Raw genomic sequence first — 23,146 nt, 5'->3', positions numbered from 1 at the left:
AAACGAGCCGGATTACATGTTTAGTCAAAGTCATATTCTGGATTGTCTTCAACCGGGATTTCCCGAAGGAAATTATCGAATTCTTCGCCACTGTGATTACTTTCGGCACCGTAAGAATCTAAAATTGTTGAAAGTTCGCCGTCTTTATCTTCTAATAAATAAAGCACAGCATTATCATCAGGATTGCTGTCACCCTCAAATCGGTACGATTTTACAATACAAAGATCTTCGGGTTGATAAATTTTTTCGTCTTTATCCAAAACCATTTGATTTTGATCGTTCATGCAGATCTCTTTGGTAATTCCCCGTTTCACTAAAATATTGAGGACTTGGGAAAGCGTTTTTAAATTGTGGTTTGCCATGATATTTTATTTAATGATCTAAAGCATCAAATAAAGTACCACTAACAGAAGTGAAAATGTAAAGTAGCGCATTTCGAGGTCTTATTAGACTCCTTAAACATCTATTTATCATCACTATTAAATTGAATTGATCGAGACTAATAAATAAAAAAAACGCTGCTAATCAAATGATTAACAGCGTTTAAAGTACCTCGGACGGGACTTGAACCCGTACATCCTTACGGACACAGGATTTTAAGTCCTGCGTGTCTACCAATTCCACCACCAAGGCAAAGTGGAGAGCGAAAAACGGGATTCGAACCCGCGACCCCGACCTTGGCAAGGTCGTGCTCTACCAGCTGAGCTATTTTCGCATAGCTAATTTTCTAAAAATTTAATAAAAAATTCTAAAAAATATTTCAAAAAATCGTGCGGATGAAGGGACTCGAACCCCCACGCCGTGAAGCACCAGATCCTAAGTCTGGCATGGCTACCAATTACATCACATCCGCAAATGAACTCCTTTCTTTTTTTTGTGAGTGCAAATATAAATACTTTTTCCTTTTTAACCCAATAAATTTCAACATTTTTTATTTTTTTCAAAATTTTAAATCTCTGGCTTCTTTATCTCTTCTTAATTTCTTACTTTTACAACTTTATATAATCAATTATGGAATTACAAGGAATAGTAAAAAAATTAGGTGAAGTTCAGACTTTTCCGAGCGGTTTTCAGAAAAGAGAAATGGTTGTAGTGACCGAAGAACAATATCCACAACCGATTAGTATTGAGTTTCTTAAAGAGAAAGGAGATCTACTAAATCAATTGAAGGAAGGTGATAAAGTAAAAGTTTCCATCAATATTGGAGGTAGAGAATGGACTTCTCCTCAAGGTGATGTGAAATATTTTAATTCGATCACAGGTTGGAAAGTAGAGAAAGTAGATTCAAATAATTTCAACGAGCCTACTTCTGCAAAACCGGTAGAATCACAAACTTCTGCTTCTAAAACAGATGTTTTTGCTGAGGAAGATGACGATTTACCGTTCTAGTCTTTTAAATTAAAAATAAATAAGAATCCTGCTTTCCAAAGAGCAGGATTTCATTTTAAAAATGGTTTTACTCGACCCTCAGATCATTTCTTTTCCAGACCCGGAGTCAACTGATTCGGAAAATGGTTTATTGGCGATTGGAGGCGATTTATCGTCAGAGAGAATTCATTTCGCCTATCAATTAGGACTTTTTCCCTGGTTTAATCCCGGTGAAGAAATTTTATGGTGGTGTCCGGATCCTCGGTTTGTTCTTTTTCCTGATGATTTGAAAGTTTCTAAATCAATGAAAAAGATTTTGCGAGATGAGGTTTTTACTTTTACTGAAAATAAATGTTTTCGGGAAGTGATGCAGGAATGTCAAAACACCTTCAGAAAAGACCAGGACGGAACCTGGATTTCCGAGGAACTCATCAATTCTTATGTTGAGCTTCATGAATTAGGTATCGCAAAAAGTATTGAAGTTTGGCAAAATGAAGAATTAGTTGGTGGATTTTACGGCATTCAGATCGGGAAAGTTTTTTGTGGCGAAAGTATGTTTGCAAAAGTAAGCAATGCTTCCAAAGCCGGATTTATCAATTTTATTCAAAAAAATAGAGGAAATTTAGAGTTAATTGACTGTCAAATTCATTCCGAACATTTGGAAAGTCTGGGCGCGATCATGATTTCTAAAAAAGACTACTTAACAATATTAAAAAGAAATAATGAATCCTGAAAAAGAAAGATGGATTTTGCTGGTGGTGCTGTCCATCATTTGGGGTTCGTCATTTATACTGATTAAAAAATCTCTTGAACATTTCAATCCTTATGAAGTCGGTGCGTTGCGCGTCTTAATTGCTGGAATTCTTCTGCTTCCAATCGCAATTTTAAATATTAAAAAATTCCCTCGCAAACATTTGAAATGGTTAATTATAGCTGCTTTAACCGGAAATTTCATTCCAATGTTTCTTTTTCCGATTGCTGAAACTCAGATCAGCAGTAGTATTGCGGGTATTGTAAATTCAATGATGCCTATTTTCGTAATTATCGTCGGTTCGCTTTTCTGGAAATTTTCAACCACCAAGAGACAATTGGTGGGAGTTGCAATTAGTTTTTCGGGTGCCTGTATTTTAGCGCTTTCTGGAGCTGAAAGTGGCAAACTGAAAATGATTCCTATCGTTTTATTATTGGTAGCGACTTTGTGTTATGCGATTTCTACCACCACGGTAAAATCAAAACTTCATGAGATTCCTGCAAAAATTCTTTCAGCCTTTGTTTTTTCCTTTGTACTTATTTTGCCATCCTTAATTTCTTTGGTCTTTTCTGGATTTTTTGCGAAGCTCGAACCTAGCAAAGATTTATTTATCGGTTTAGGTTTCGTGAGTTTGCTTTCGATTTTTGGTACTGGCTTGGCGATGATGCTTAATTATCGTCTTCTAAATATTTCCACGCCATTATTTGCTTCTACAGTAACCTTATTAATGCCTGTTGTTGCAGTGATCTGGGGAATTTTAGATGGTGAGAAATTAACGATGATGCAAGGTTTTGGAGGTTTAGTTATTTTGGCTGGATTGATATTCCTTCGCGCGAAACCATTATTTACAAAATAAAAAACTGCAACGCCCGAAAGCATCGCAGTTTGAAATAAATCTAATAAAAAGTAAAAATGAAAGGCGACAAAGATATATTTTGTTTCATTACGATGCAAATTATCTTTTAATAATTTTAAAATATTTTAAAAAATGCTCAACCTTTTTAATATTTCCCTAAATTAGCGTCATGTTTATCAAAGATTATATCTCAAAAGACTATCCAGCTTTTAATTCCAGTGACCGAATTGAGGATGCTAATGAAATAGCGAAAGAGTTTGGTTATTCCCATGTTTTTGTAAAAAAGAAGGGGATTTTTCAGGGTGCGATCAGCCAGTCTTTTTTAGAAGAAAGTCCGGAAGGTAATCTAGGAAGTTTGGCAGTTCATTTTGACAAATTTGCGATCTTAGATGATGGTAATTTATTGGATTCCATCAATCTTTTCCATTCTTTTAATGCGAACGTAATCCCGGTGATTTCCCGACGCGAAAAATATATGGGTTATCTTTCCTGCGATGATATTTTTAATGAGTTTTCGAAATACCCTCTTTTTTCCGAAAATGGGGCGGTAATGATTATTCAGACCAATGATATGCGGTACTCCTTTACCGAAGTCTGTAAAATTGTTGAGTCTAATAATGGTAAGATTTACGGATGTTTTGTAAATCAGATCGGCGAAGATTTCATTCAGATCACGCTGAAAATCAGCAGTGAGAATCTCAGTTCTATTGATGAAACTTTTGAAAGATATGGTTACAACGTCGTTCATAAATATTACGATGACGAAAAAGAAGAATTGATGAAAGACCGTTTCGGATTTTTTCAAAAATATCTGGAGTTTTAAATAATGAAACACGATAACACTTTGTTGAAAATACTTAAAAAATTGTTGGTGTCACATCTGACCAATCAAAAAATACGAATAGCCGGATGAAAGCAGCGATATATTCTCAAAAAAATGATTTAGATACTTTTCTGTATCTAAGCAAATTTGTATCTGAACTTGAAAAACGCGGTGTTCAGGCTATTCTGTACGGAGAAATGGCAAGTTCGATGCAGTTTTCAAAAGATTTCAAGACTTTTTCAGGCAAAGAAGATCTGAAAGAAATGAAGGTAGATTTCTTTTTTACGTTTGGTGGCGATGGAACGATCGTTAATTCACTTCTTTTTGTACAGGACCTGGAAATACCAGTTGTAGGGGTAAATACGGGTCGTCTTGGGTTTTTGGCAAGTTTTACAAAAGATGGAATTTTTCTGGAACTCAATGATATCATTAAAGGAGAAGTTAAAATCAGCAGAAGATCGGTGATTGAAATTGTATCGCCGAAAAATCCAGATTTTTTTCCTTATGCGTTGAATGATATTACGATTTCCCGCAAGGAAACTACGGCAATGATTACCGTAGAATCTTATATCAACGACGAATTTCTAAATATTTTCTGGGGAGATGGTGTAATTATTTCTACGCCAACTGGTTCTACTGCTTATTCTTTAAGTTGTGGTGGACCAATTATCACGCCCGCTAATCATAATTTTGTGATCACACCAATCGCACCACACAACTTGAATGTTCGACCGCTTATCGTAAATGATGATGTTGAGATTCGTTTAAAAGTCGAAAGTCGTGTTCCCCAATATTCTTTATCGCTTGATTCAAGACTCATTAATATGGAAACCGATGTGGAAATTGTTTTGCGAAAAGCGAGCTTTCAAATCTTGCTTATTCATCCTAATAATCTGAGTTTTTACGAAACAATCCGTCAAAAACTACTGTGGGGAAAAGACAAAAGAAACTAATGTTTATTGCATAAAATTCTTAACTTTACATTTCTAAAATTCTTGTTAAAAATCTATTAAAAAATAAATTATGAGCAGACTTTTTCCGGCAGGTGTTGCCACTGGTAAATTGGTTACCGACATTTTTAATCATGCGAAAGAAAACAATTTTGCACTTCCTGCAGTTAATGTAATTGGATCAAGCAATGTAAATGCAGTGCTGGAAACGGCAGCAAAATTAAATTCTCCGGTGATCATTCAATTTTCTAACGGAGGCGCAGCTTTCAACGCAGGAAAAGGTTTGAGTAATGACGACCAAAAAGCCGCAATCTTAGGCGCAGTTGCAGGAGCTAAGCATATTCACACTTTGGCAGAAGCTTATGGCGCGACGGTAATTTTACATACCGATCACTGTGCTAAAAAATTATTGCCATGGATCGATGGTTTGATAGATGCTAATGAAGAATTTTTTGCACAAACCGGCAAATCTCTTTATTCCTCTCACATGCTCGATTTATCCGAAGAACCGATCGAAGAAAATCTGGATATTTCTTGCAAATATTTCGAAAGAATGGCGAAAATGGGCATGACTTTAGAAATCGAATTGGGTGTTACAGGTGGTGAAGAAGATGGTGTTGATAATTCAGATGTTGATTCTTCCAAATTATATACTCAACCAGACGAAGTTGCTTACGCTTATGAAAGATTAAACGCTATTTCTCCGAACTTCACTATTGCTGCAGCTTTCGGAAATGTACATGGTGTTTACAAACCTGGAAACGTAAAATTGACACCGAAAATTTTAGATAACTCTCAGAAATATGTTCAGGAAAAATTCGGAACTGGCGACAAACCTGTAAATTTTGTATTCCACGGTGGATCTGGTTCTTCTGTTGAAGAAATTAGAGAAGCGGTAAGTTACGGAGCGATCAAAATGAATATTGATACTGATCTTCAATTTGCTTATACAGAAGGAATTAGAGATTATATGGTCAGTAAATTAGACTATCTAAAAACTCAGGTTGGAAATCCTGATGGTGACGATAAGCCAAATAAAAAATTCTATGATCCAAGAGTTTGGGTTAGAAAAGGCGAAGAGACATTCTCTGCAAGATTAGAGGAAGCTTTCAAAAACCTTAATAATATCAATACTCTTTAATTATAAATTTTAGATTATAAATTCTAAATTAATAGAACGTTTTTAATCTAAAATCTAAAATCTAAAATTTAGAAAAACATGGCATTCGACTGGTTTAAAAGAAAAACACAGAATATAACTACTTCTACGGAGAATAAAAAAGATGTACCAAAAGGACTTTGGCATCAAACTCCGACGGGAAAAGTTATTGAGCATGAAGAACTGAAAGCCAATAATTACGTTTCTCCGGAAGACGGTTTTCATGTGAGAATCGGTAGTCGTGAATTCTTTTCGATTCTTTTCGATGAAAATAAATATACCGAACTTGACGCTGATGTAGAAAGTGTGGATATGTTGAATTTCAAAGATACCAAGTCTTATACAGACCGTTTGAAAGAAGTGAAAGCTAAAACAAAATTGACCGATTCGATCAGAAATGCAGTAGGAACCGTTAACGGAACCGAAATGGTAATTTCTTGTATGGATTTTAGTTTTATCGGTGGATCTTTAGGATCTGTGATGGGCGAAAAAATTCGTAGAGCAGTTGATTATTGTATCAAACATAAACTTCCTTACATGATTATTTGTCAATCGGGTGGAGCGAGAATGCAGGAAGCAACTTATTCATTGATGCAGTTGGCAAAAGTTCAGTCAAAATTAGCGCAACTTTCAGAAGCTGGACTTCTCTATATCGCTTATTTGTGTGATCCAACTTTTGGTGGAATTACCGCCTCATTTGCAATGACTGCAGATATTATCGTGGCTGAACCGGGAGCTTTGATCGGTTTTGCTGGTCCAAGAGTTATTCGTGAGACGATCGGTAAAGATTTACCGGAAGGTTTTCAAACGTCAGAGTTCTTGCAGGAGAAAGGTTTTGTAGATTTTATTGTAAAACGAACTGAAATTAAAGACAAGATTTCTAAAACAGTGAATCTTTTGGTTCATTCTTAGAAAAATATAACTAACTGAAAAATCTCACCTCAATTGAGGTGGGATTTCTTTTTTATGAGGAATATTCAAATAATATTTAATGCTTTACAATCCTTAAGTTTCGAGAAAATACTAAAACTTTTGCGATTAGTATTTTCGCATCCCTTATTTTCGATAATGGGATTTTATGCGACTCTCAAAAGTTTTTCCCTGGCTCAAAAGCACTTTTCAAAAACCCATTCTAACAATGGAATTGGCAATGCTTTTCGTCATTCGCTTTGGACCTGTTTGATTACCATGTATTGCAGCAAAATTTCTTCACCCCAAAAAGCTTTGGATTATTCCAAGAAAATGACTGATCTTCACGAGCAACTTTTCCCTAATCAACCGCTTGAAACCAAGATGGATCTGCACAATAATCAAGTAGGAATGAATCTTTTTAAAGAACTTCTTCCCGGGATTCACCGGCAATTTTTTGAGACGAGCTTCTTCGTAGAAAAGTTGAAGCAGAAAACCAAAACCGCGAAAATTTTAGAAAAGGTAGATGATGATTTTGGCGATGAATTGGTCTACTTAAAGGATTAATTTTCTACTAATCGATTTCCACTGTTCAAATTTCTTATTTTTTGGAAATTTTATAAAGTTTTCCAGTATCTGTAATTCCGTATAAATTTCCATCCTGTCCATTTAAAACATCGCGGAATCTTTCTTTCTGATCTTCCAAAAGCCATTCTTCACCAACCACTTTATCGTTTTCAATCACCAAACGGATGATTTTCTCTCCGCTTAAACAACCTAGAAATAAATTGTTTTTCCATTCATTGATGTTTCCTGTATAGAATGTAATTCCGCTCATAGATATTGAGGGATCCCAATAATAAACAGGTTGCTCCGTTCCTTCTTTTTGCTGAATTCCTGCTCCGACTTTTTTACCGCTGTATTCGATTCCGTAGGTTACTTCGGCCCATCCGTAATTTTTTCCGGGATTGATGAGGTTAACTTCATCGCCACCTTTCGGACCCATTTCTGCTTCCCAAAGCTGCCCTTTTTCATCCATCGCCAAACCTTGTGGATTTCGGTGACCGAACGAATAAATTTCGGGTTTATATTTAGAATTCCCGATGAACGGATTTCCTGGCGCAGGTTTTCCGTCCTTCGTTATTTTTAAAACTTTACCCAAATAAGCCATTGTATTTTGTGCTAAAGGTCTCGTTTCCAAATCTGAACGTTCTCCTGTACTTACAAAAAGATTTCCGTCTTTGTCAAAAATCAAGCGACTTCCATAATGCAGCTTACCATCATAACTTGGTGTTGCGTGAAATATGGTCACAGGATCTTCAATTTTTTTCTCGTCATTTGAAAGTCTGCCTTTTCCAACCGCTGTATTATTTCCGTTGGCAACAGGTTCAGAAAAACTAAAATAGATCATTCTGTTATTTTTAAAATCCGGATCAAGAGCAACATCCAGTAAACCGCCTTGTCCTTTGTCATCCACTTTAGGGGAACCTTCTACTTTTGAGATTGTTTTACCGTCCGCTGAAACAATATTCATATAACCTGATTTCGACGTAATTAAAAATCGACCATCCGGAAGATTTACAATTCCCCAGGGTTTTTCTAAATCTTTATTAATGATCTTAACTATATACGCGGTTTTAGTTTTAACTCCCTGAATTCTGGTTTGACCAGCAAACGCAGATTTATATTCCGGGGAATTTTTATCAGCCGTCTCGGGATTTGGAAGTTTTCCATTTTCAAGAATGATATTATTTTGAGCTTCAGCTTTTGCAGAATTTCCGGTGCAGGAAATAATGCTTATTAAACTGATCAATAAAAAAGAAGTTTTGATTATATTTTTCATAGTAATATTCATTTTTCGCAATAGTATTAATATCAAAAAACATTCCTTCATGTCAAATAAAAATAAAATTAGAAAAACGTTTGTCATTTTAAATTTTAATTCTACATTTGTAGAATAAACTTTTAATTTGTAGATATGAAAACTAAATTAACGGAAGCAGAAAAAGAAATAATGGAAATTTTATGGGAGCATAAATCTGCTTTTATGAAAGATATTCTGGAGGTTTTCCCAGATCCAAAACCGGCTTCAACTACGGTTGCAACATTGCTTAAGAGAATGCAAAACAAAAATTCAGTAGGATATAAAACTTTCGGGAATTCCCGGCAGTATTTTCCAAAAGTGGAAAAAGAAGACTATTTCAATCACGAAATGACTTCTATGATTGATCGTTTTTTCAACAGTTCTGTCTCACAGTTTGCTTCCTTTTTTACGGCAAATTCTAAGTTGAGTCAGAAAGAACTTAAGGAACTTCGGGATATTATTGATAATCAAATAAAAGACTAAAAAATGATACTTCTAATTTTCAAAATCGTCATTTGCTCCGGTTTACTCCTTGGATTTTACTATTTGTTTTTGGAGAAACAGCGCACCTTTAAATTCAACAGAGTTTTCCTCTTATCGTCTTTGATTTTTGCATACTGTATTCCATTCATTAAATTGAATGTTGCTACCAATCAAACAAAAGCCGGAAATTTAATTTTTGGCAATTCGACACAGGAATTTCAAAATCAAACAATCTTATCCGCCCAAACTTTAGATTTGACTCAAATCGTAGTCTGGACTTATATTTTAATAACACTCTTTTTTCTGCTCAAATTTTTATTTAGCCTTCTCAAACTTAGTTTATTAAAAGGAAATAAAATAGAATATAAAGGGCATCAAATATTTTTAGTAGATCATAGGATTTCACCTTTCAGTTTTTTAGGAACTATTTATTTGAGTAAAAATCATGTGGCTGAAAACGGAATTGATGAAAGAATATTCTTGCACGAAAAATTCCATGTCGACGAAAAACATAGTTTTGATATTTTGTTTGTTGAAATCCTTAAAATATTTTCCTGGTTTAATCCTGCTTTATTTCCCATAAAAAAAGCTATGATCACCAATCATGAATTTCAGGCAGATGAATATGTTCTGGAAAATGATTTCGATGTAAAAAATTATCAAAACTTGATCTTAAATGAGATCGCTTTTACTCAAAAATTTCAATTTACTCACCAATTTAATTTTAATAACACCAAAAAAAGATTTATTATGATGACCACTAAAAATTCGAGATTTTCTTTAGCAAAGAAATTAAGCGTACTTCCTTTGATCGCGATTTTATTTCTATTATTCTCCAGAAAAGTGGAGGCGCAAAATTCTAAAGAAAAAACTTTAAAAGTAAAACAAGATGTTGCCATTCCATTAAGTATCGAGAATGCAACTATAGAAGAAAAGGAGATTTTAAAAGCTTTTAAAAATTCCGGCAAAGCAATCCACATAAAATTAGATACCATTAAACCAAAATTTGTAGGCAAAAATGAAAATGACGGGCCGCCGCCGCCACCGCCACCGCCAAGTAAAGTTGGACAAACCATTGCTGAATTTCCAGGAGGGATCAATAAATTGAGAAGTAGTTTAAACAATAATTTTGACACTTCCGTTTTAACAGGCAATGAAGGATTACTAAAATCGTCGCTCAATTTAACGATCAATGCGGAAGGAAAAGTAATTAATATTGTAGCAAAAGGAGATAATGAGGTATTTAATAAAGAAGCTGAACGCGCGATGAAAATTGCAAATGAAGATAAAGTTTGGATTCCCGCCACAGAAAAAGGAATTCCGAAGGAAACTGTTTTTTATATTCCACTGACCATGCAATTTGCAGCGCCCGAAATTAAAAAGTAATTTTTTAAGCTATTCATACGCTCGTAGATGCTGCTGTAGAAGTGCAACGAAAAAATACAATAAAGCCAATCTTAATCGAATAGAGATTGGCTTTATTGTATTTTTATATTTCTTGGTTTAATCATTTTTTTAAATTTAATAGAACGTTTCTATTAAAGCGTACTATAAACAAATAGAATTCAGTGTTTTAATTTCCTTATTTTTGCACCATGCAATTTGAACTTCAATCAGAATATAAACCAACCGGTGATCAACCTCAAGCGATCGAAAAATTAACAGCAGGCTTGAACATTGGTGAAAAATATCAGACTTTACTCGGTGTCACAGGTTCCGGGAAGACTTTTACTGTGGCAAATGTGGTTCAGAATTCTCAGAAACCAACGATTGTTTTGGCGCACAATAAAACTTTGGCGGCTCAACTTTTTGTAGAATTCAAAGAATTTTTCCCTAATAATGCTGTAGAATATTTCGTTTCCTATTACGATTATTATCAACCGGAAGCTTTCATCGCTTCCACGAATACTTATATAGAAAAAGATTTATCCATTAATGAAGAAGTAGAGAAGCTGCGTTTGTCAGCGACGGCGAGTTTACTTTCAGGACGTAGAGATGTAATTATTGTCGCGTCAGTCTCCTGTATTTATGGGGTTGGAAATCCCGCAGAATTTCAGAAGTCTCTTATTTCCGTTGAAAAAAATCAGAAGATAACACGAACCACTTTGCTTCATTCTTTAGTTAATGCTCTTTACGCTAGAACTTTAAATGAATTTACTCGCGGCACATTCCGGGTGAAAGGCGATGTTGTTGATGTTTTTCCAGCGTATGCTGATAACGCGATCCGTTTTCAATTTTTTGGCGATGAGATTGAAACCATTCAAAGTTTTAATCCACTTTCGGGAAATGTAATGGATAATTTTGACGAGATTCAAATTTATCCGGCGAACCTTTTTGTAACCTCCAAAGAAACGCAGGTCAGTGCGATTCGAGAGATTCAGGATGACATGGTAAAACAGGTTGATTTTTTTACGGAAATCGAAAAACCTTTTGAAGCAAAACGACTGCAGGAAAGAACAGAACTCGATCTGGAAATGATGAAGGAACTCGGTTATTGCAGCGGAATTGAAAATTATTCCCGATACTTTGATGGAAGATTACCTGGTTCCCGACCTTTCTGTTTGCTGGATTATTTTCCGAAAGATTTTTTGATGGTGATTGATGAAAGTCACGTTACCATTCCGCAGGTTCACGCGATGTATGGAGGCGACCGAAGCCGAAAAGAAGTTTTGGTGGAACATGGTTTCCGACTTCCAGCTGCGATGGATAACCGACCGCTCAAATTTGAGGAATTCGAAGCCATTCAAAATCAGGTGATTTATGTTTCTGCAACTCCCGCGGATTATGAACTCGAAAAAAGTGGTGGCGAATATATCGAACAGCTTATTCGTCCGACGGGATTATTGGATCCGGTTATCGAAGTTCGTCCTTCTATCAACCAGATTGATGATTTAATAGAAGAAATTCATAAAAGAACAGAAGTTGATGAAAGGGTTTTGGTGACGACTTTGACCAAAAAAATGGCAGAAGAACTCACTAAATATTTTACAAAATTTGGGATTAGAACACGATATATTCACTCCGATGTAGAAACTTTGGACCGGATTCAGATCATGCAGGATCTGCGTCTTGGGATTTTTGATGTTCTCGTTGGTGTCAATTTATTGCGGGAAGGACTTGATTTACCGGAAGTTTCTTTGGTGGCAATTTTAGATGCTGATAAAGAAGGAATGTTGCGCTCAAGAAGATCGATGACTCAAACTGTTGGTCGAGCTGCAAGAAATCTGAATGGAAAAGCAATCATGTATGCCGATAAAATGACAAAATCAATGCAGGCAACGATTGATGAAACGATTTACCGTAGACAAAAACAGATAGAATATAACGAGAAGCATGGTCAGGTTCCAATGGCTTTAAATAAAAAAATATCAGAAGTTTTAGTGGGTAGAAGCAAAGATTTCCCAGACGAAAAATATACCCAAAAAGAAATTTTGAAACAGGTTGCTGAACAAAAAAGCACTTATGCAACGGAAGATATTGTAAAACTGATTGCCGAAAAGCAAAAATCGATGGAATCTGCGGCAAAAAATTTAGATTTCATTAAAGCGGCAAAATTGCGGGATGAAATAGCTGTTCTTAAAGCATAACACAATTTTCATTATTATTAAATTTATAAAAAATTATCTTTATGATTCGTATTAAAAAAATAACAGGATTAGTATTATTTTTAATTTTCACTTCTTTCTTATCCGCTCAGACGGTTTCAAAATCTTTTGATTTAACACAGGAAGGTGCCATGCAATTGGTAAAACAAGCTAATTTGGAAGCACAGAAATTAAATAAAAATGTTTCGATAGCAGTTTTAAATTCTTCTGGAGTTACCTTGTTATTACTGAAAGGTGATAATGTTGGTCCCCATAATACAGAAGCTTCGCGCAGAAAAGCATACACTTCATTATCTACAAAAACGCCAAGTTATATTTTGATGCAAAATGCTGAGAAAAGCACAGACGCAAAAAATTTAAATACGTTACCTGAACTTCTTTTGTTAGGAGGAGGAACGCCTATTTTTAAAGATGGAATTCTTGTTGGTGGAATCGGTATTTCCGGTGGTGGCGGCGGAGAAAATGACCACAATATTGCTGTAAAAGCCGCTGAAAACTCAGGATTTAAAATTACTCCTTAAAAAAGCTATATTTATTTTTAAAATATGTTAGAATTTTGGTGCAACTCATTAAAGATAAAAATGCGATAAAGAAGGAGTTACAAATAATTAAGAAAATAGAAATATTTAAATTAATCCAAATATATTTTTCTAACAAATCAACATTTGCTCTAATTTCTTTTATATAACTGAATCCACGGAACAGTTCAAAAATATACCAAAAATTAAAAATCAATATTAATCCTGATAAAATAGGAATAAAATATTTTTTTAACTTTTGCACTTTTAAAATTTGTAAATTTTATTTTTAGGTTTTTCTTGTTGAACTTTCCCACGAATTGGAGTTAAAAGATCCATTAAACCATTCATTTTTATTTCATAAATAGTAGAAAGCTGCATTCCCAATTTTCCTGGCGGCATTCCCTGTCGTTGAAACCATTCGAGGTAACTGATGGGTAAATTCGCTAAAACAGTTCCCTTATGTTTTCCAAAAGGCATTTCAACTTTACAGATTTCCTGTAATATTTCTGGATTTAAACCTTCTGTCATTTTAAAATTTTTCTCTTAAATTGATAAATCTATTCTCTCTTCGATTTCATTTGACTCTGGTAAAATCAGTTCGTGGTCATCATCAGCAAATTCGTCTCGGTAAACCTGGATCAACATTGCGGTAATCGAAATTAGGATTGGCCCGAAAATCAGACCCATAAACCCAAAAATATTTAGACCTAAAATAATTCCGAAAACAGTATTTAAAGGATGAATATTTTCTAATTTTTTCAAAAGAGTAAAGCGCATTAAATTATCGGTAAGACCAACTATAATTAGACAATAAGCTGCTAAACCTAAACCGGCACCGACGTTTCCTTCTGCAATCATGAAAATACAAACTGGAATATAAATAATTCCTGCCCCTACAATAGGAATCATAGCGGTTATAGCAGTTAATGCAAATAATAAAATGGCACTTGGTGCGCCAAAAATAAAATAGCCGATCAGTGCGACAATTCCTTGTCCTAAAGCAACTACTGGAATTCCGATCGCATTTGCAATGACCATTCTATGAATTTTTTGACCTAGTAAAGTTACGTTTGCTCTTTTTAAAGGTGCTGAACTTTTAAGAAGTCTTTCAAAAAGACGAGGTCTTTCCAACATAAAATAAAGAATAAAATACATAGAAGCGACTACGGTCAAAGTATTAAATGTAGAACTCAAGGCGGTCGTAGAATATTTCCCCGCAGTAGATTTCAATTTGTCAATATTTTCTTTACTTAAAATATCAATTTTGACTTTTTGGTAAATGAAATCATGAATTTTATCCACAAAAACATTAAACTTTGTCATATAAGCATTTGCATTTCCTAGTTTTTCTACGAGTAAATCAGCTATGAAATAAATAGGTAAAATCAAGACGATCAGCGTTCCCAAAATAATAACTAAAGAAGCGATCCAAGGTTTCCAGTTCCTAACTTCCTGCAAATAAAGATTGTATTTTCTCGTAATAATATATAGGGTAATCGCTCCTAAAACTGCAGGAATAAACATGGATAGATTAAAGAAAATTAATCCTCCAAGAACGATAATGAGCAGCAAAAGAAAAATCTGCTTTATTTTTACTTCACTAATCTGATCTTTTAAATTGGACATACTCTAGGTTTTAAAAAAAACAACAGAAATTCCTATTGTTTTCAAAAGTACAATAAAATTGCTTTATTTTTTATATAAATTTAATCTGGAATATGAAGGGGTCTCGGTCTTCCGCAAAACGCACAATAAATAGAATACATAACAATTAATATGAACGGCATCGTTGCAATAAGGCCAATTATACACAAAAATACTCCCGCGAAACTGATAAGAAATCCTAGGAAAGCAGCACCAAGAAATACTCCATAATTTTCTTTAGCAATTGTAAAAGATTTGCTCAATGCTTCCGAAAAACTTGCGTTTTCAAATAAAAGAATAGGATAACCCAATAAAAAAAAAGGCAAAACAAAGAATCCTGGGATAACGCACATTGCAAATGAAATCCCAACAATAATATTTGATATCAAAGTGTAAATCAAAATGTTAACAAAGTTCTGTCTGTAGCCAATAAATAAATCGGAGATCTGCAACTGTTGTTTGAAATTATATTTATTCGCCATGTAAATAATTCCTACAAAAAGAGGAGTTACAAGAATTCCTAACAATCCTGAAAGTCCAGAATAAATTCCTAGTCTTGGGATCGCCCAGAAATTCATTGCTGAAAAATTGCCACGAGAAGATCGCATTTCCTCCGAGAAACTCATTGAATCAAAACCGGTAACAGCACGTATCACAATGGAAGCAAGGATATAAATGACCATTGCCAAAAGAGCGTAGAGAAAAACGCCTTTATACATTTCGAAAGCGTGGGAAATAATATCTCCGGAGGATTTCTGAGGTCCGATCGGTTGCTCAAATTCTTGAAAGTTATCCATAGTTCTAGTTTTTAAAGTTTCTCAAATTTAAAATTTAAATCTGAAATTATTGCAAATTAGAATAAAAATTTAGCCTATTTCTTTGTAAATGTGTTGATAAAGAGCATAGATCATGGCATTCCAAAAAGGAAATGTAAGTAGGAAACCGACACCGAAAAGTAAAAATCCACTTAAACTGAATAATAATGCGATCAACATCCCGATCAATATCATTCCGAAATTTTTTCGCAAACCTTTTACGGTCAAGATAATTCCTTCAAAAGTCTTAACATCCATAAAAAACATCAACGGAATTGAAAATAAAGTAATAAAAACCCACACTAATCCGAGAACTAAAAGGGCGTTTGCATACGTGAAAATAATGATCCAGAAGAGGTAAAACCCAAAAAATTTGAAGAAGTCGAAACCGAGATAACCTGCAAAAAGATCCTTCATAGAAACGGGTTCTTTTAGATCGATCTTTCTAAATATTTTGTAAAGTCCTACATTCAAAGGATTGATGAGAGCCAGAAGAAAAAAGAAAGCAAGACCAAAATTCCTCGCTTGTGGTAACCTGGCAATTTCCTCCATTTTTTTGTTAAAGGCAGGAATGTCGGTTTTTACCAGATCACTGTATTTTGCAAATTCGTCCCAAAGTCCAAAATATCTGAAGAGATAAAAATAACCCAGAAAAAACATAGAAAAATAAAGCAAGCTGTACAACAGTTGATAAATTAAAGTTTTATTCCAATACCAAAATGCGGTTTTCAGAATCTGTTGAATGCCAGATTTTCTTGGATCGTTGTTTTCCATGGCGCAAAAATAATCTTTTAAGTTTAAAAGCCCTTCTTTTTCTATTTTACTTAGCGCTTTTCCTTATTTTTGTCCTCATGTTTCCGCCTTACCACCAAAATTTCGATCTCATGGATGAACTTTCGCAGCAGAAAGTTCCCTTCTTTTTTATGGTCGATTTTTTAATGGAAAATGTAGAAGTTTTTCAGGAAAATGAAATTAATAAAAATAGTTTATTAATTGATTTTCAAAACTTTAAAAACATAAAAGAGGTAGAAGCAGGAAATCAGGAGATCGACTTAAAAGTATTTTCAGAAAGTGAAGGAAACTATCGGAAGGGATTTGATTTCGTGAAGGAAAATTTAAGATTAGGAAATTCGTATCTTACCAATTATACCGTAAAGAGCGAAATAGAAATTAATCTGACTTTAAAAGAAATTTTCTACCGATCGAGAGCGAAATATAAAGTGTGGTACAAAGATCAGTTTGTTTTCTTCTCGCCGGAAACTTTTGTAGAAATCATCGGTGATCAAATTTATACGCATCCGATGAAAGGTACAATTGATGCCTCCATAGAAAATGCGGCCGAAATTCTGAAAAATGATGTGAAAGAAAAAGCCGAACATTACACGGTCGTCGATTTGCTGAGGAATGATCTGAGCATGGTTGCAGATGACGTTCAACTGGATGAATTTCAGAGAATTGACTTTATTAAGACGCAACAAAAGAATCTCTATGCAATGAGTTCGAAAATTTCAGGGAAACTGAAACCTGCATTTCAAAATAAAATAGGAAGTATCATGAAAACTTTACTTCCCGCAGGATCAATTCTCGGTGCGCCAAAACCGAAAACTTTGGAAATAATTTTGGAAGCTGAAAATTATGAAAGAGGTTTCTACACAGGTGTTTGCGGTTGGTTCGATGGTGAGAATCTGGATTCCTGTGTGATGATAAGATTTATAGAAAAAGAAAACGGAAAATTATTTTTCAAAAGTGGTGGTGGAATCACGCATTTGAGTAAATTTGCCGACGAATACAAAGAAATGAAAAACAAAATTTATGTCCCAATTCATTGAAAGCATTAAGATAGAAGACCAGAAAATATTCCTTCTGGACCTTCATCAAAGCAGGGTCAACAAGACTTTCGAGCATTTTGGAGAAGAGGGCTCTATCAATATAGATGAGATTTACAAAAATCTACAGCATGACGAAGATGGTCTCTATAAACTAAGAATTATTTACGATCTGGATAAAAAATTCCGCACACAGATGATTCCTTATGCCATCTCTGAGATCGATAATTTTAAGCTGGTGGAGAATAATAGCTACGACTATTCCTTCAAATTCGAAGACCGAAAAGAGCTGGAAAAAATGAAGATCTTGTCGAAAGCTGATGAAATTATTATTGTAAAAAATAATCATATCACCTGTACTTCTTTTTCTAATCTTTTATTCAAAAAAGGAAAGGATTGGTTTACGCCGACAACTTATTTGTTAAATGGTGTGCAGCGCCAACATTTGCTTAAAAATAAGAAAATTAAAGAAGCGGAGATCACGCCACAAAACTTAAAAGAGTATTCTCATTTTCAAATCATTAACTCGATGAATAATTTTGATGATATGTTCATTTATCCAATTTCTAAAATTAAAAACTTACCTGAAGATTCAGAATATTTAAAAGTTTAAATTAGATATTTCCTCGATAATCACTTGATCTGCTTTCTCTGTTGAAATCCCCGGATCTTGTAATTACTCACAAGCCTGTAATGAAAAAAAATATATTCTCCTTTCCGATCATACGCCATTTGAAAATTCTATTTTTTCTGTTATTTGGAACCCTGATATTTTCTCAAAATAAAATTTCGGGAACGATTATCGATGCCAAAACGCTGAAACCTCTGAATGGTGTGGAGATTTTCATTAATAACCATCAGAAATCTGAAGTGATCGCGAAAGACAATCATTTTTTAATTCAATTTGATTCGGGAATTACGACAGCCAGTTTTTTCAAAAGAAATTATAAAACCGAAGTTCTCAATTTTAGCGATCTCAATTTTCAAAATTTAGTGGTTAAAATGCAATCTGAAAGAACCGAGCATATTCAGGAAGTTATGCTTACGGGAAAGTCTAAGAAGAAGTATAAAAACAGAAAGGAAAATCCGGCGTATGCGATAATGCAGGAGGTCTGGAAAAGAAAAAGAACAAACGGTCTTGCTAACTACGACGATTATCAGTACAAAGAATACGAGAAAATTGAGATCGGTCTAAATAATATCGACAGTACTTTCAAGCAAAGAAAAATATTCAATAAGCTGGAATTCATATTTGATTATGCCGATTCTGCAAATTTTGATAAAAAACTCAGTCTGCCTGTTTTCTTTAATGAAACGATCTTCAAAACCTATGGTAGAAATAAACCGGACAAGCAGGAAAATAAAATTATTGTTGCCAATAAGTTTTCGGGCTTTAACAATAATGAGCGAATGGCTGCCTCCGCAAAAAATCAGTTCAAAGACGTAAATCTTTACGATAATACATTAAACTTTTTCAATATTGGTTTTCCGAGTCCTGTTGGTACAGATGGTTTTGCCAGTTATGACTACGAACTCACCGATTCGCTTTCGGTAAACGGAAACGATTGCTTTAAGATTAAATATTTTCCGCGAAGAAAAGAATTGATCGCTTTTCAGGGAGATCTTTTTATATCGAGAGACACTTATAATATTGTAAGAGCCACGCTGAAATCTCCGAATAAAATCAACGTTAATTTTGTCAATGGAATTTATATGGAAATCGAATACGATTCTCCAAACGAGACCATTTTCCTTCCGAAAAAAACCTACACAGAACTCGAGATGTCCATTTTTACAAAGAAAAAAGATTCGAAAAGTATTCTTTTTAAAAGAACAGACCAGTACAGCGACTATCTTTTTAATCAGAATTTCGCAGAAAATTTATTGAAAGACAAGCGCCAGACATTAAGCGATGAAGATCTAACCAAATCCGATGAATACTGGGAAAAGAACAGAGATGAGCCGCTGCAGGAATCTGAAAAAAATGTGTACAAAATGGTTGATGAACTTCACAAAGTACCCAAATTTGAAAGGATCATTAACTTGGTAGAAATTGTGCAGTCTGGCTATTTTAATGCCTGGAACGCCATCGATTTTGGAAGTATTTATTCCGCTTACGGCTATAATGAAGTGGAAGGTGATCGGGTAAGAGTTGGAGCCAGAACTTATTTTTCTGCGAACGACATGTGGCGAATTGCAGGTTACACTGCTTACGGATTCAAAGACCGAAAATTCAAATATGGTTTAGAAGGAAAGTACATGTTCAATCGTGACAACCGTGCCACTCTGGGTTTTGGGAGCAAAAATGATGTAATGCAACTCGGAGCAAGTTTAATGTATGATGAGGGAATTATGACGCCATCTTATGGTTCTTCGGGTATTTTAACTTCGGGGACCAACGCATCTTTGAGTTTTGTAAAGCAAAATAACCTCTTCTTTTCTTTGGAGCCGGTGAGAAATTTTGTCCTGCGAATGGATGCTTCTTTACAGAATATAAGTACCGCTAATCCAGAGAAATTTAATCTCGATTTTTATAAGAATGGTGCATTGAAATCGGGACTGACTGATTTTCATACCACCTTCAGTTTTGTGTTGCAACCTGGCGCAAAATATGTGCAGTATGGTGTTGACAGAACAACGCTTAGAACGCTTGCACCTACTTTTATTCTGAAATATACGCACGGTTTTGCGAATGTTTTAGATGGTGATTTTGATTATAATAAATTGCAGTTTCTCTATGCACAGAAGATTTTACTAGGTAATTTAGGGAAAACAAATGTGAATTTCGAGGCGGGAAAAAATTTCGATGCTGTTCCGCTTGCGATTCAAAATATCATTCCGGGAAACCAGTCGTACTTTCTATCCTTTAATACTTTTTCTTTATTAAAGTACTATGAATTCGTTGCAGACACTTATTCTACGGTAAATGTTGAGCATCATTTTAATGGGAAACTGATTTCTTATCTTCCTTTGATTAAAAAACTAAAACTTCGCGAACTCATTTTTTTCCGGGGTGCATATGGAACTTTAAGCGATGCCTCAAAAAATATAAATTTTGATAACAAAAGGTATTCGGCGCCCGATCAGCATGTTTATTACGAATATGGTTTCGGACTGGAAAATATTGGGTTGGGTAATTTCAAAATTCTACGCGTCGATTTCAACTGGCGTGGAAATTATCTGGACCGACCGGAAGTTAAAAGATTCGCCGTGAAATTTGGTATTCAGGTCGTTTTCTAGATTACTTTATAAATTCAAAATAACCTTTTAAAACATCCGCATTTTCGATTGCTGAAGTATCGATCTCTAAGATTTTTGCTTTCGCATCTGGTTTAAAGAAATTATCCAGAACTCTGGAAAGCGTGTCTTCATCCTCAACTTTCGTATAAGCAAAGCCAAAATGTTTCGCAAGATATTCAGCGTTTTTATGATGTTTGGTCAGGATAAATTCATCTAGAGCATTCGTAGAGCTTGGTCCCGGAATAATTTTAAAAATATCGCCGCCGCCGTTATTAAATACAATAATTCTGGTGTATGGCGGAATATAATTATTCCACAAACCATTGATGTCATAGAAAAAGCTCAGATCTCCCGTAACCAAGACGGTTTGCTTTACGTCTTTCATCGCAAAACCCATCGCGGTAGAAGTTGAACCATCAATTCCGCTCGTTCCGCGGTTACAGTAAATATTATTTTTTTGAAAATCAAAAAGTTGAGCGTAACGAATTGCAGATGAATTACTAAAATGCAAATTAATGTTTTCAGGCAATTTATAAGAAAGTATTTCGAAAAATTTAAAATCTGAAAAATTCGTTCCCAGACAATATTCTTCATGTTTCAGATCTCTTTTGTCCCGCAAAACATCCCACAAATTATAATAAGGACTTGGCTCTAACGAAACGAAATTTAATAATTTAGAGAAGAACTTTTCCGGCGCAGTTTTAATTTTTTCGGTGAGGCTGAAGAACGTGTCAGGATACCAAAATTCATCAACATGCCAGTGATTTTTAGGCTTTGCTTTGCGCAGAAATTGTTTTACTTTTTTTGAAACTATATTTTGTCCGATCGTGATCAATAAATCCGGTGCATAAGTTTTGAAATCCTCTTCATTAAAATTAAAAATATACCGATCGATGTGGGCGAAAAACTTATCGTGCCTTAAATTTGAATTTGCTTCTTTCAAAACAACCACACTATGGTTTTTAACGAGCTGTGACAACTGCATTTCCAGCTCTTCACTATAATCACGTGTTCCGACTAAGATCATAATTCTTTTGGAAGTATTCCATTCTGCAGCAAGATTGGGAGAGAATTCCTCGGACTTTTTCTGAATGGTTTTCTCTACAGGCGGGAAATTTGGAATTTCCGAAACCAATTGATATAAAGGTTCTTCGAGAGGAATATTGATATGAACCGGGCCTTGTTTTTCAAAGCAAAGTTCGATTGCTTTTTTTATCAACGCAAAATTTTCGTCCTCCGCATTTTCTTCGTGATCTTCCAACAGTTGAAAATCTCCGTAAGAATGTTGCTTATACAGATCTTTCTGACGAATGGTTTGTCCATCGAAAATATCTACAAAATCGACAGGACGATCGGCTGTTAAAATCAAAAGCGGTGTGTTTGAATAAAAAGCTTCGGTAACTGCAGGATAATAATTGGCAGATGCAGAACCGCTTGTACAAGTTATTGCGACAGGTTTCTGTATGCTTTTTGCCATTCCCATTGCAACAAACGCAGCGCTTCTTTCATCCACAATACTGTAACAATTCAACTCATCCATTTCTGAAAAGTGAATCGCTAACGGCGCATTTCTGGATCCAGGAGAAATCACGATGTCGAAAATTCCGTATTCTTTTAAAAGGTGTGCTAAAATTTGAATGCTTCGTTTTGAAGAGAATTGTTTCATGTAGTAAATTGATTGGGGCAAATTTACAGATAATTAAAATTTAAAAAAAAATTCTCTTGCACATGATTTCTTTCTTTAAGAGCAATAAGATTTTCGGACTTTAGAAATTTCGAACGCGCTTTCCACTATACCTGTCTGCCGACAAGCAGGTCTTTTCCTCGTCGTTCCTCCTCAAAAAAGGATGTTGTTTTAATTGGGGCTAAATAATAAGATTATTTCTTCTCATCAAAGTTTTTTAGTTCACAAAATGATTGCGGCTATTTCTGTGAAGATTTGTTCAAATTTACCCCAAATTTGACGTTCCGAACCCCATGAATGACGTTCCGAACCCCATAAATAAGGTTCCGAACCGCAAAAATGACGTTCGGAATCTCAAAAATGACGTTCCGGAACCCCAAATTTGAGGTTGTGAACGTCATCGATGCTTCAAACAACGTCATCGATGGATCTTTTAACCCCATTTGCTGCTTTCTGAATTGATGTTGTATCGTAAAACTAAGTAATTGAAAGCGTTTCTTCGCAATACTTTATACATGGTTAAAATTAAAAATGTCAAAAATCATCTTTTGAAATACTTATTTATTTTAGTCTTGATTTAAATCTTTCGTAACTTTAAACTTCTAAAAATCAAATGACTGTCATTTCCTTTTTAGCATTTCCATTCAA

The 23,146-nt window shown here is 34.7% G+C and carries 22 protein-coding genes and 3 tRNA genes; 15 read left to right on the top strand and 10 right to left on the bottom strand.

Going from position 1 to position 23,146, the window contains the following annotated elements; all coding sequences use genetic code 11:
• Window positions 1–20: 20 nt before the first annotated feature.
• The 4 genes from OA86_RS05575 to OA86_RS05560 form a co-directional block, all read right to left on the bottom strand.
• A complete protein-coding gene (locus OA86_RS05575; protein WP_039349960.1) occupies window positions 21–362 on the bottom strand; it encodes a hypothetical protein in 342 nt (113 codons plus the stop codon).
• Between the two features lie 187 nt (window positions 363–549).
• Window positions 550–633, bottom strand: a tRNA-Leu gene (locus OA86_RS05570).
• 9 nt (window positions 634–642) lie between these two features.
• Window positions 643–715: transfer RNA gene (locus OA86_RS05565), tRNA-Gly, on the bottom strand.
• A 56-nt stretch (window positions 716–771) separates the two neighbouring features.
• Window positions 772–853: transfer RNA gene (locus OA86_RS05560), tRNA-Leu, on the bottom strand.
• Between the two features lie 158 nt (window positions 854–1,011).
• Between OA86_RS05560 and OA86_RS05555 the strand changes: the two genes are divergently transcribed.
• From OA86_RS05555 to OA86_RS05520, 8 genes are all read left to right on the top strand, one after another.
• Window positions 1,012–1,389 (top strand): DUF3127 domain-containing protein, encoded by a 378-nt coding sequence (locus tag OA86_RS05555; RefSeq protein WP_039349958.1) that lies wholly within the window; start codon window positions 1,012–1,014, stop codon window positions 1,387–1,389.
• A 61-nt stretch (window positions 1,390–1,450) separates the two neighbouring features.
• On the top strand, window positions 1,451–2,101 hold the full coding sequence (gene aat / locus OA86_RS05550) for a leucyl/phenylalanyl-tRNA--protein transferase (RefSeq protein WP_039349955.1): 651 nt from the start codon (window positions 1,451–1,453) through the stop codon (window positions 2,099–2,101).
• The gene (locus OA86_RS05545; protein WP_039349952.1) at window positions 2,091–2,975 is read left to right on the top strand and encodes a DMT family transporter; all 885 of its coding nucleotides are present in this window, start codon (window positions 2,091–2,093) and stop codon (window positions 2,973–2,975) included. Before aat ends, OA86_RS05545 begins: the two co-directional genes overlap by 11 nt.
• A 169-nt stretch (window positions 2,976–3,144) precedes the next feature.
• A complete protein-coding gene (locus OA86_RS05540; protein WP_039349949.1) occupies window positions 3,145–3,798 on the top strand; it encodes a CBS domain-containing protein in 654 nt (217 codons plus the stop codon).
• 86 nt (window positions 3,799–3,884) lie between these two features.
• Entirely contained in the window at window positions 3,885–4,751 is an 867-nt protein-coding gene (locus OA86_RS05535; RefSeq protein ID WP_039349946.1) for an NAD kinase, read from the top strand.
• Window positions 4,752–4,821: 70 nt separating this feature from the next.
• Window positions 4,822–5,889 (top strand): class II fructose-bisphosphate aldolase, encoded by a 1,068-nt coding sequence (fbaA, locus tag OA86_RS05530; RefSeq protein WP_039349943.1) that lies wholly within the window; start codon window positions 4,822–4,824, stop codon window positions 5,887–5,889.
• Between the two features lie 78 nt (window positions 5,890–5,967).
• Window positions 5,968–6,819, top strand: a complete 852-nt coding sequence (accD, locus tag OA86_RS05525; RefSeq protein WP_039349940.1) for an acetyl-CoA carboxylase, carboxyltransferase subunit beta — start codon at window positions 5,968–5,970, stop codon at window positions 6,817–6,819.
• 120 nt (window positions 6,820–6,939) lie between these two features.
• On the top strand, window positions 6,940–7,383 hold the full coding sequence (locus OA86_RS05520) for a DUF6973 domain-containing protein (protein ID WP_311316317.1): 444 nt from the start codon (window positions 6,940–6,942) through the stop codon (window positions 7,381–7,383).
• Between the two features lie 34 nt (window positions 7,384–7,417).
• On the opposite strand, the gene OA86_RS05515 is transcribed toward OA86_RS05520, so the two are convergent.
• Window positions 7,418–8,659 (bottom strand): PQQ-dependent sugar dehydrogenase, encoded by a 1,242-nt coding sequence (locus OA86_RS05515; protein WP_039350539.1) that lies wholly within the window; start codon window positions 8,657–8,659, stop codon window positions 7,418–7,420.
• Window positions 8,660–8,794: 135 nt separating this feature from the next.
• Between OA86_RS05515 and OA86_RS05510 the strand changes: the two genes are divergently transcribed.
• The 4 genes from OA86_RS05510 to OA86_RS05495 all read left to right on the top strand — a co-directional run bounded on the left by OA86_RS05510 (window position 8,795) and on the right by OA86_RS05495 (window position 13,289).
• On the top strand, window positions 8,795–9,163 hold the full coding sequence (locus tag OA86_RS05510) for a BlaI/MecI/CopY family transcriptional regulator (protein ID WP_039349934.1): 369 nt from the start codon (window positions 8,795–8,797) through the stop codon (window positions 9,161–9,163).
• 3 nt (window positions 9,164–9,166) lie between these two features.
• On the top strand, window positions 9,167–10,549 hold the full coding sequence (locus OA86_RS05505) for a M56 family metallopeptidase (protein ID WP_082017293.1): 1,383 nt from the start codon (window positions 9,167–9,169) through the stop codon (window positions 10,547–10,549).
• A gap of 209 nt (window positions 10,550–10,758) precedes the next feature.
• Window positions 10,759–12,750, top strand: coding sequence for an excinuclease ABC subunit UvrB (gene uvrB / locus OA86_RS05500; protein WP_039349928.1), 1,992 nt, complete (start codon window positions 10,759–10,761; stop codon window positions 12,748–12,750).
• Window positions 12,751–12,791: 41 nt separating this feature from the next.
• Window positions 12,792–13,289 carry a heme-binding protein gene (locus OA86_RS05495; protein ID WP_052257399.1) on the top strand — a complete coding sequence of 166 codons (498 nt, stop codon included), beginning with the start codon at window positions 12,792–12,794 and terminating at the stop codon, window positions 13,287–13,289.
• 264 nt (window positions 13,290–13,553) lie between these two features.
• On the opposite strand, the gene OA86_RS05485 is transcribed toward OA86_RS05495, so the two are convergent.
• The 4 genes from OA86_RS05485 to OA86_RS05470 all read right to left on the bottom strand — a co-directional run bounded on the left by OA86_RS05485 (window position 13,554) and on the right by OA86_RS05470 (window position 16,522).
• Entirely contained in the window at window positions 13,554–13,817 is a 264-nt protein-coding gene (locus OA86_RS05485; protein WP_039349922.1) for a DUF3820 family protein, read from the bottom strand.
• A gap of 15 nt (window positions 13,818–13,832) precedes the next feature.
• Entirely contained in the window at window positions 13,833–14,915 is a 1,083-nt protein-coding gene (locus OA86_RS05480) for an AI-2E family transporter (protein WP_039349920.1), read from the bottom strand.
• Window positions 14,916–14,995: 80 nt separating this feature from the next.
• Window positions 14,996–15,730, bottom strand: coding sequence for a hypothetical protein (locus OA86_RS05475; RefSeq protein ID WP_039349918.1), 735 nt, complete (start codon window positions 15,728–15,730; stop codon window positions 14,996–14,998).
• 69 nt (window positions 15,731–15,799) lie between these two features.
• A complete protein-coding gene (locus tag OA86_RS05470) occupies window positions 15,800–16,522 on the bottom strand; it encodes a hypothetical protein (protein WP_039349912.1) in 723 nt (240 codons plus the stop codon).
• Between the two features lie 77 nt (window positions 16,523–16,599).
• Between OA86_RS05470 and OA86_RS05465 the strand changes: the two genes are divergently transcribed.
• From OA86_RS05465 to OA86_RS05455, 3 genes are all read left to right on the top strand, one after another.
• Entirely contained in the window at window positions 16,600–17,577 is a 978-nt protein-coding gene (locus tag OA86_RS05465) for an aminodeoxychorismate synthase component I (RefSeq protein WP_039349910.1), read from the top strand.
• A complete protein-coding gene (locus tag OA86_RS05460) occupies window positions 17,561–18,187 on the top strand; it encodes an aminotransferase class IV (protein ID WP_039349907.1) in 627 nt (208 codons plus the stop codon). The genes OA86_RS05465 and OA86_RS05460 overlap by 17 nt, the downstream gene beginning before the upstream one ends.
• Before the next feature lie 80 nt (window positions 18,188–18,267).
• Window positions 18,268–20,814 (top strand): DUF5686 family protein, encoded by a 2,547-nt coding sequence (locus OA86_RS05455; protein ID WP_052257398.1) that lies wholly within the window; start codon window positions 18,268–18,270, stop codon window positions 20,812–20,814.
• Between the two features lies 1 nt (window position 20,815).
• On the opposite strand, the gene menD is transcribed toward OA86_RS05455, so the two are convergent.
• Window positions 20,816–22,480, bottom strand: a complete 1,665-nt coding sequence (gene menD / locus OA86_RS05450; RefSeq protein ID WP_039349904.1) for a 2-succinyl-5-enolpyruvyl-6-hydroxy-3-cyclohexene-1-carboxylic-acid synthase — start codon at window positions 22,478–22,480, stop codon at window positions 20,816–20,818.
• Window positions 22,481–23,146: the final 666 nt, after the last annotated feature.

Origin of the sequence: Kaistella jeonii (assembly GCF_000812865.1) — a bacterium.
GTDB lineage: Bacteria > Bacteroidota > Bacteroidia > Flavobacteriales > Weeksellaceae > Kaistella > Kaistella jeonii.
Note: the sequence above shows the minus strand (reverse complement) of the source record. Positions and strands in the feature narration are given on the sequence as shown.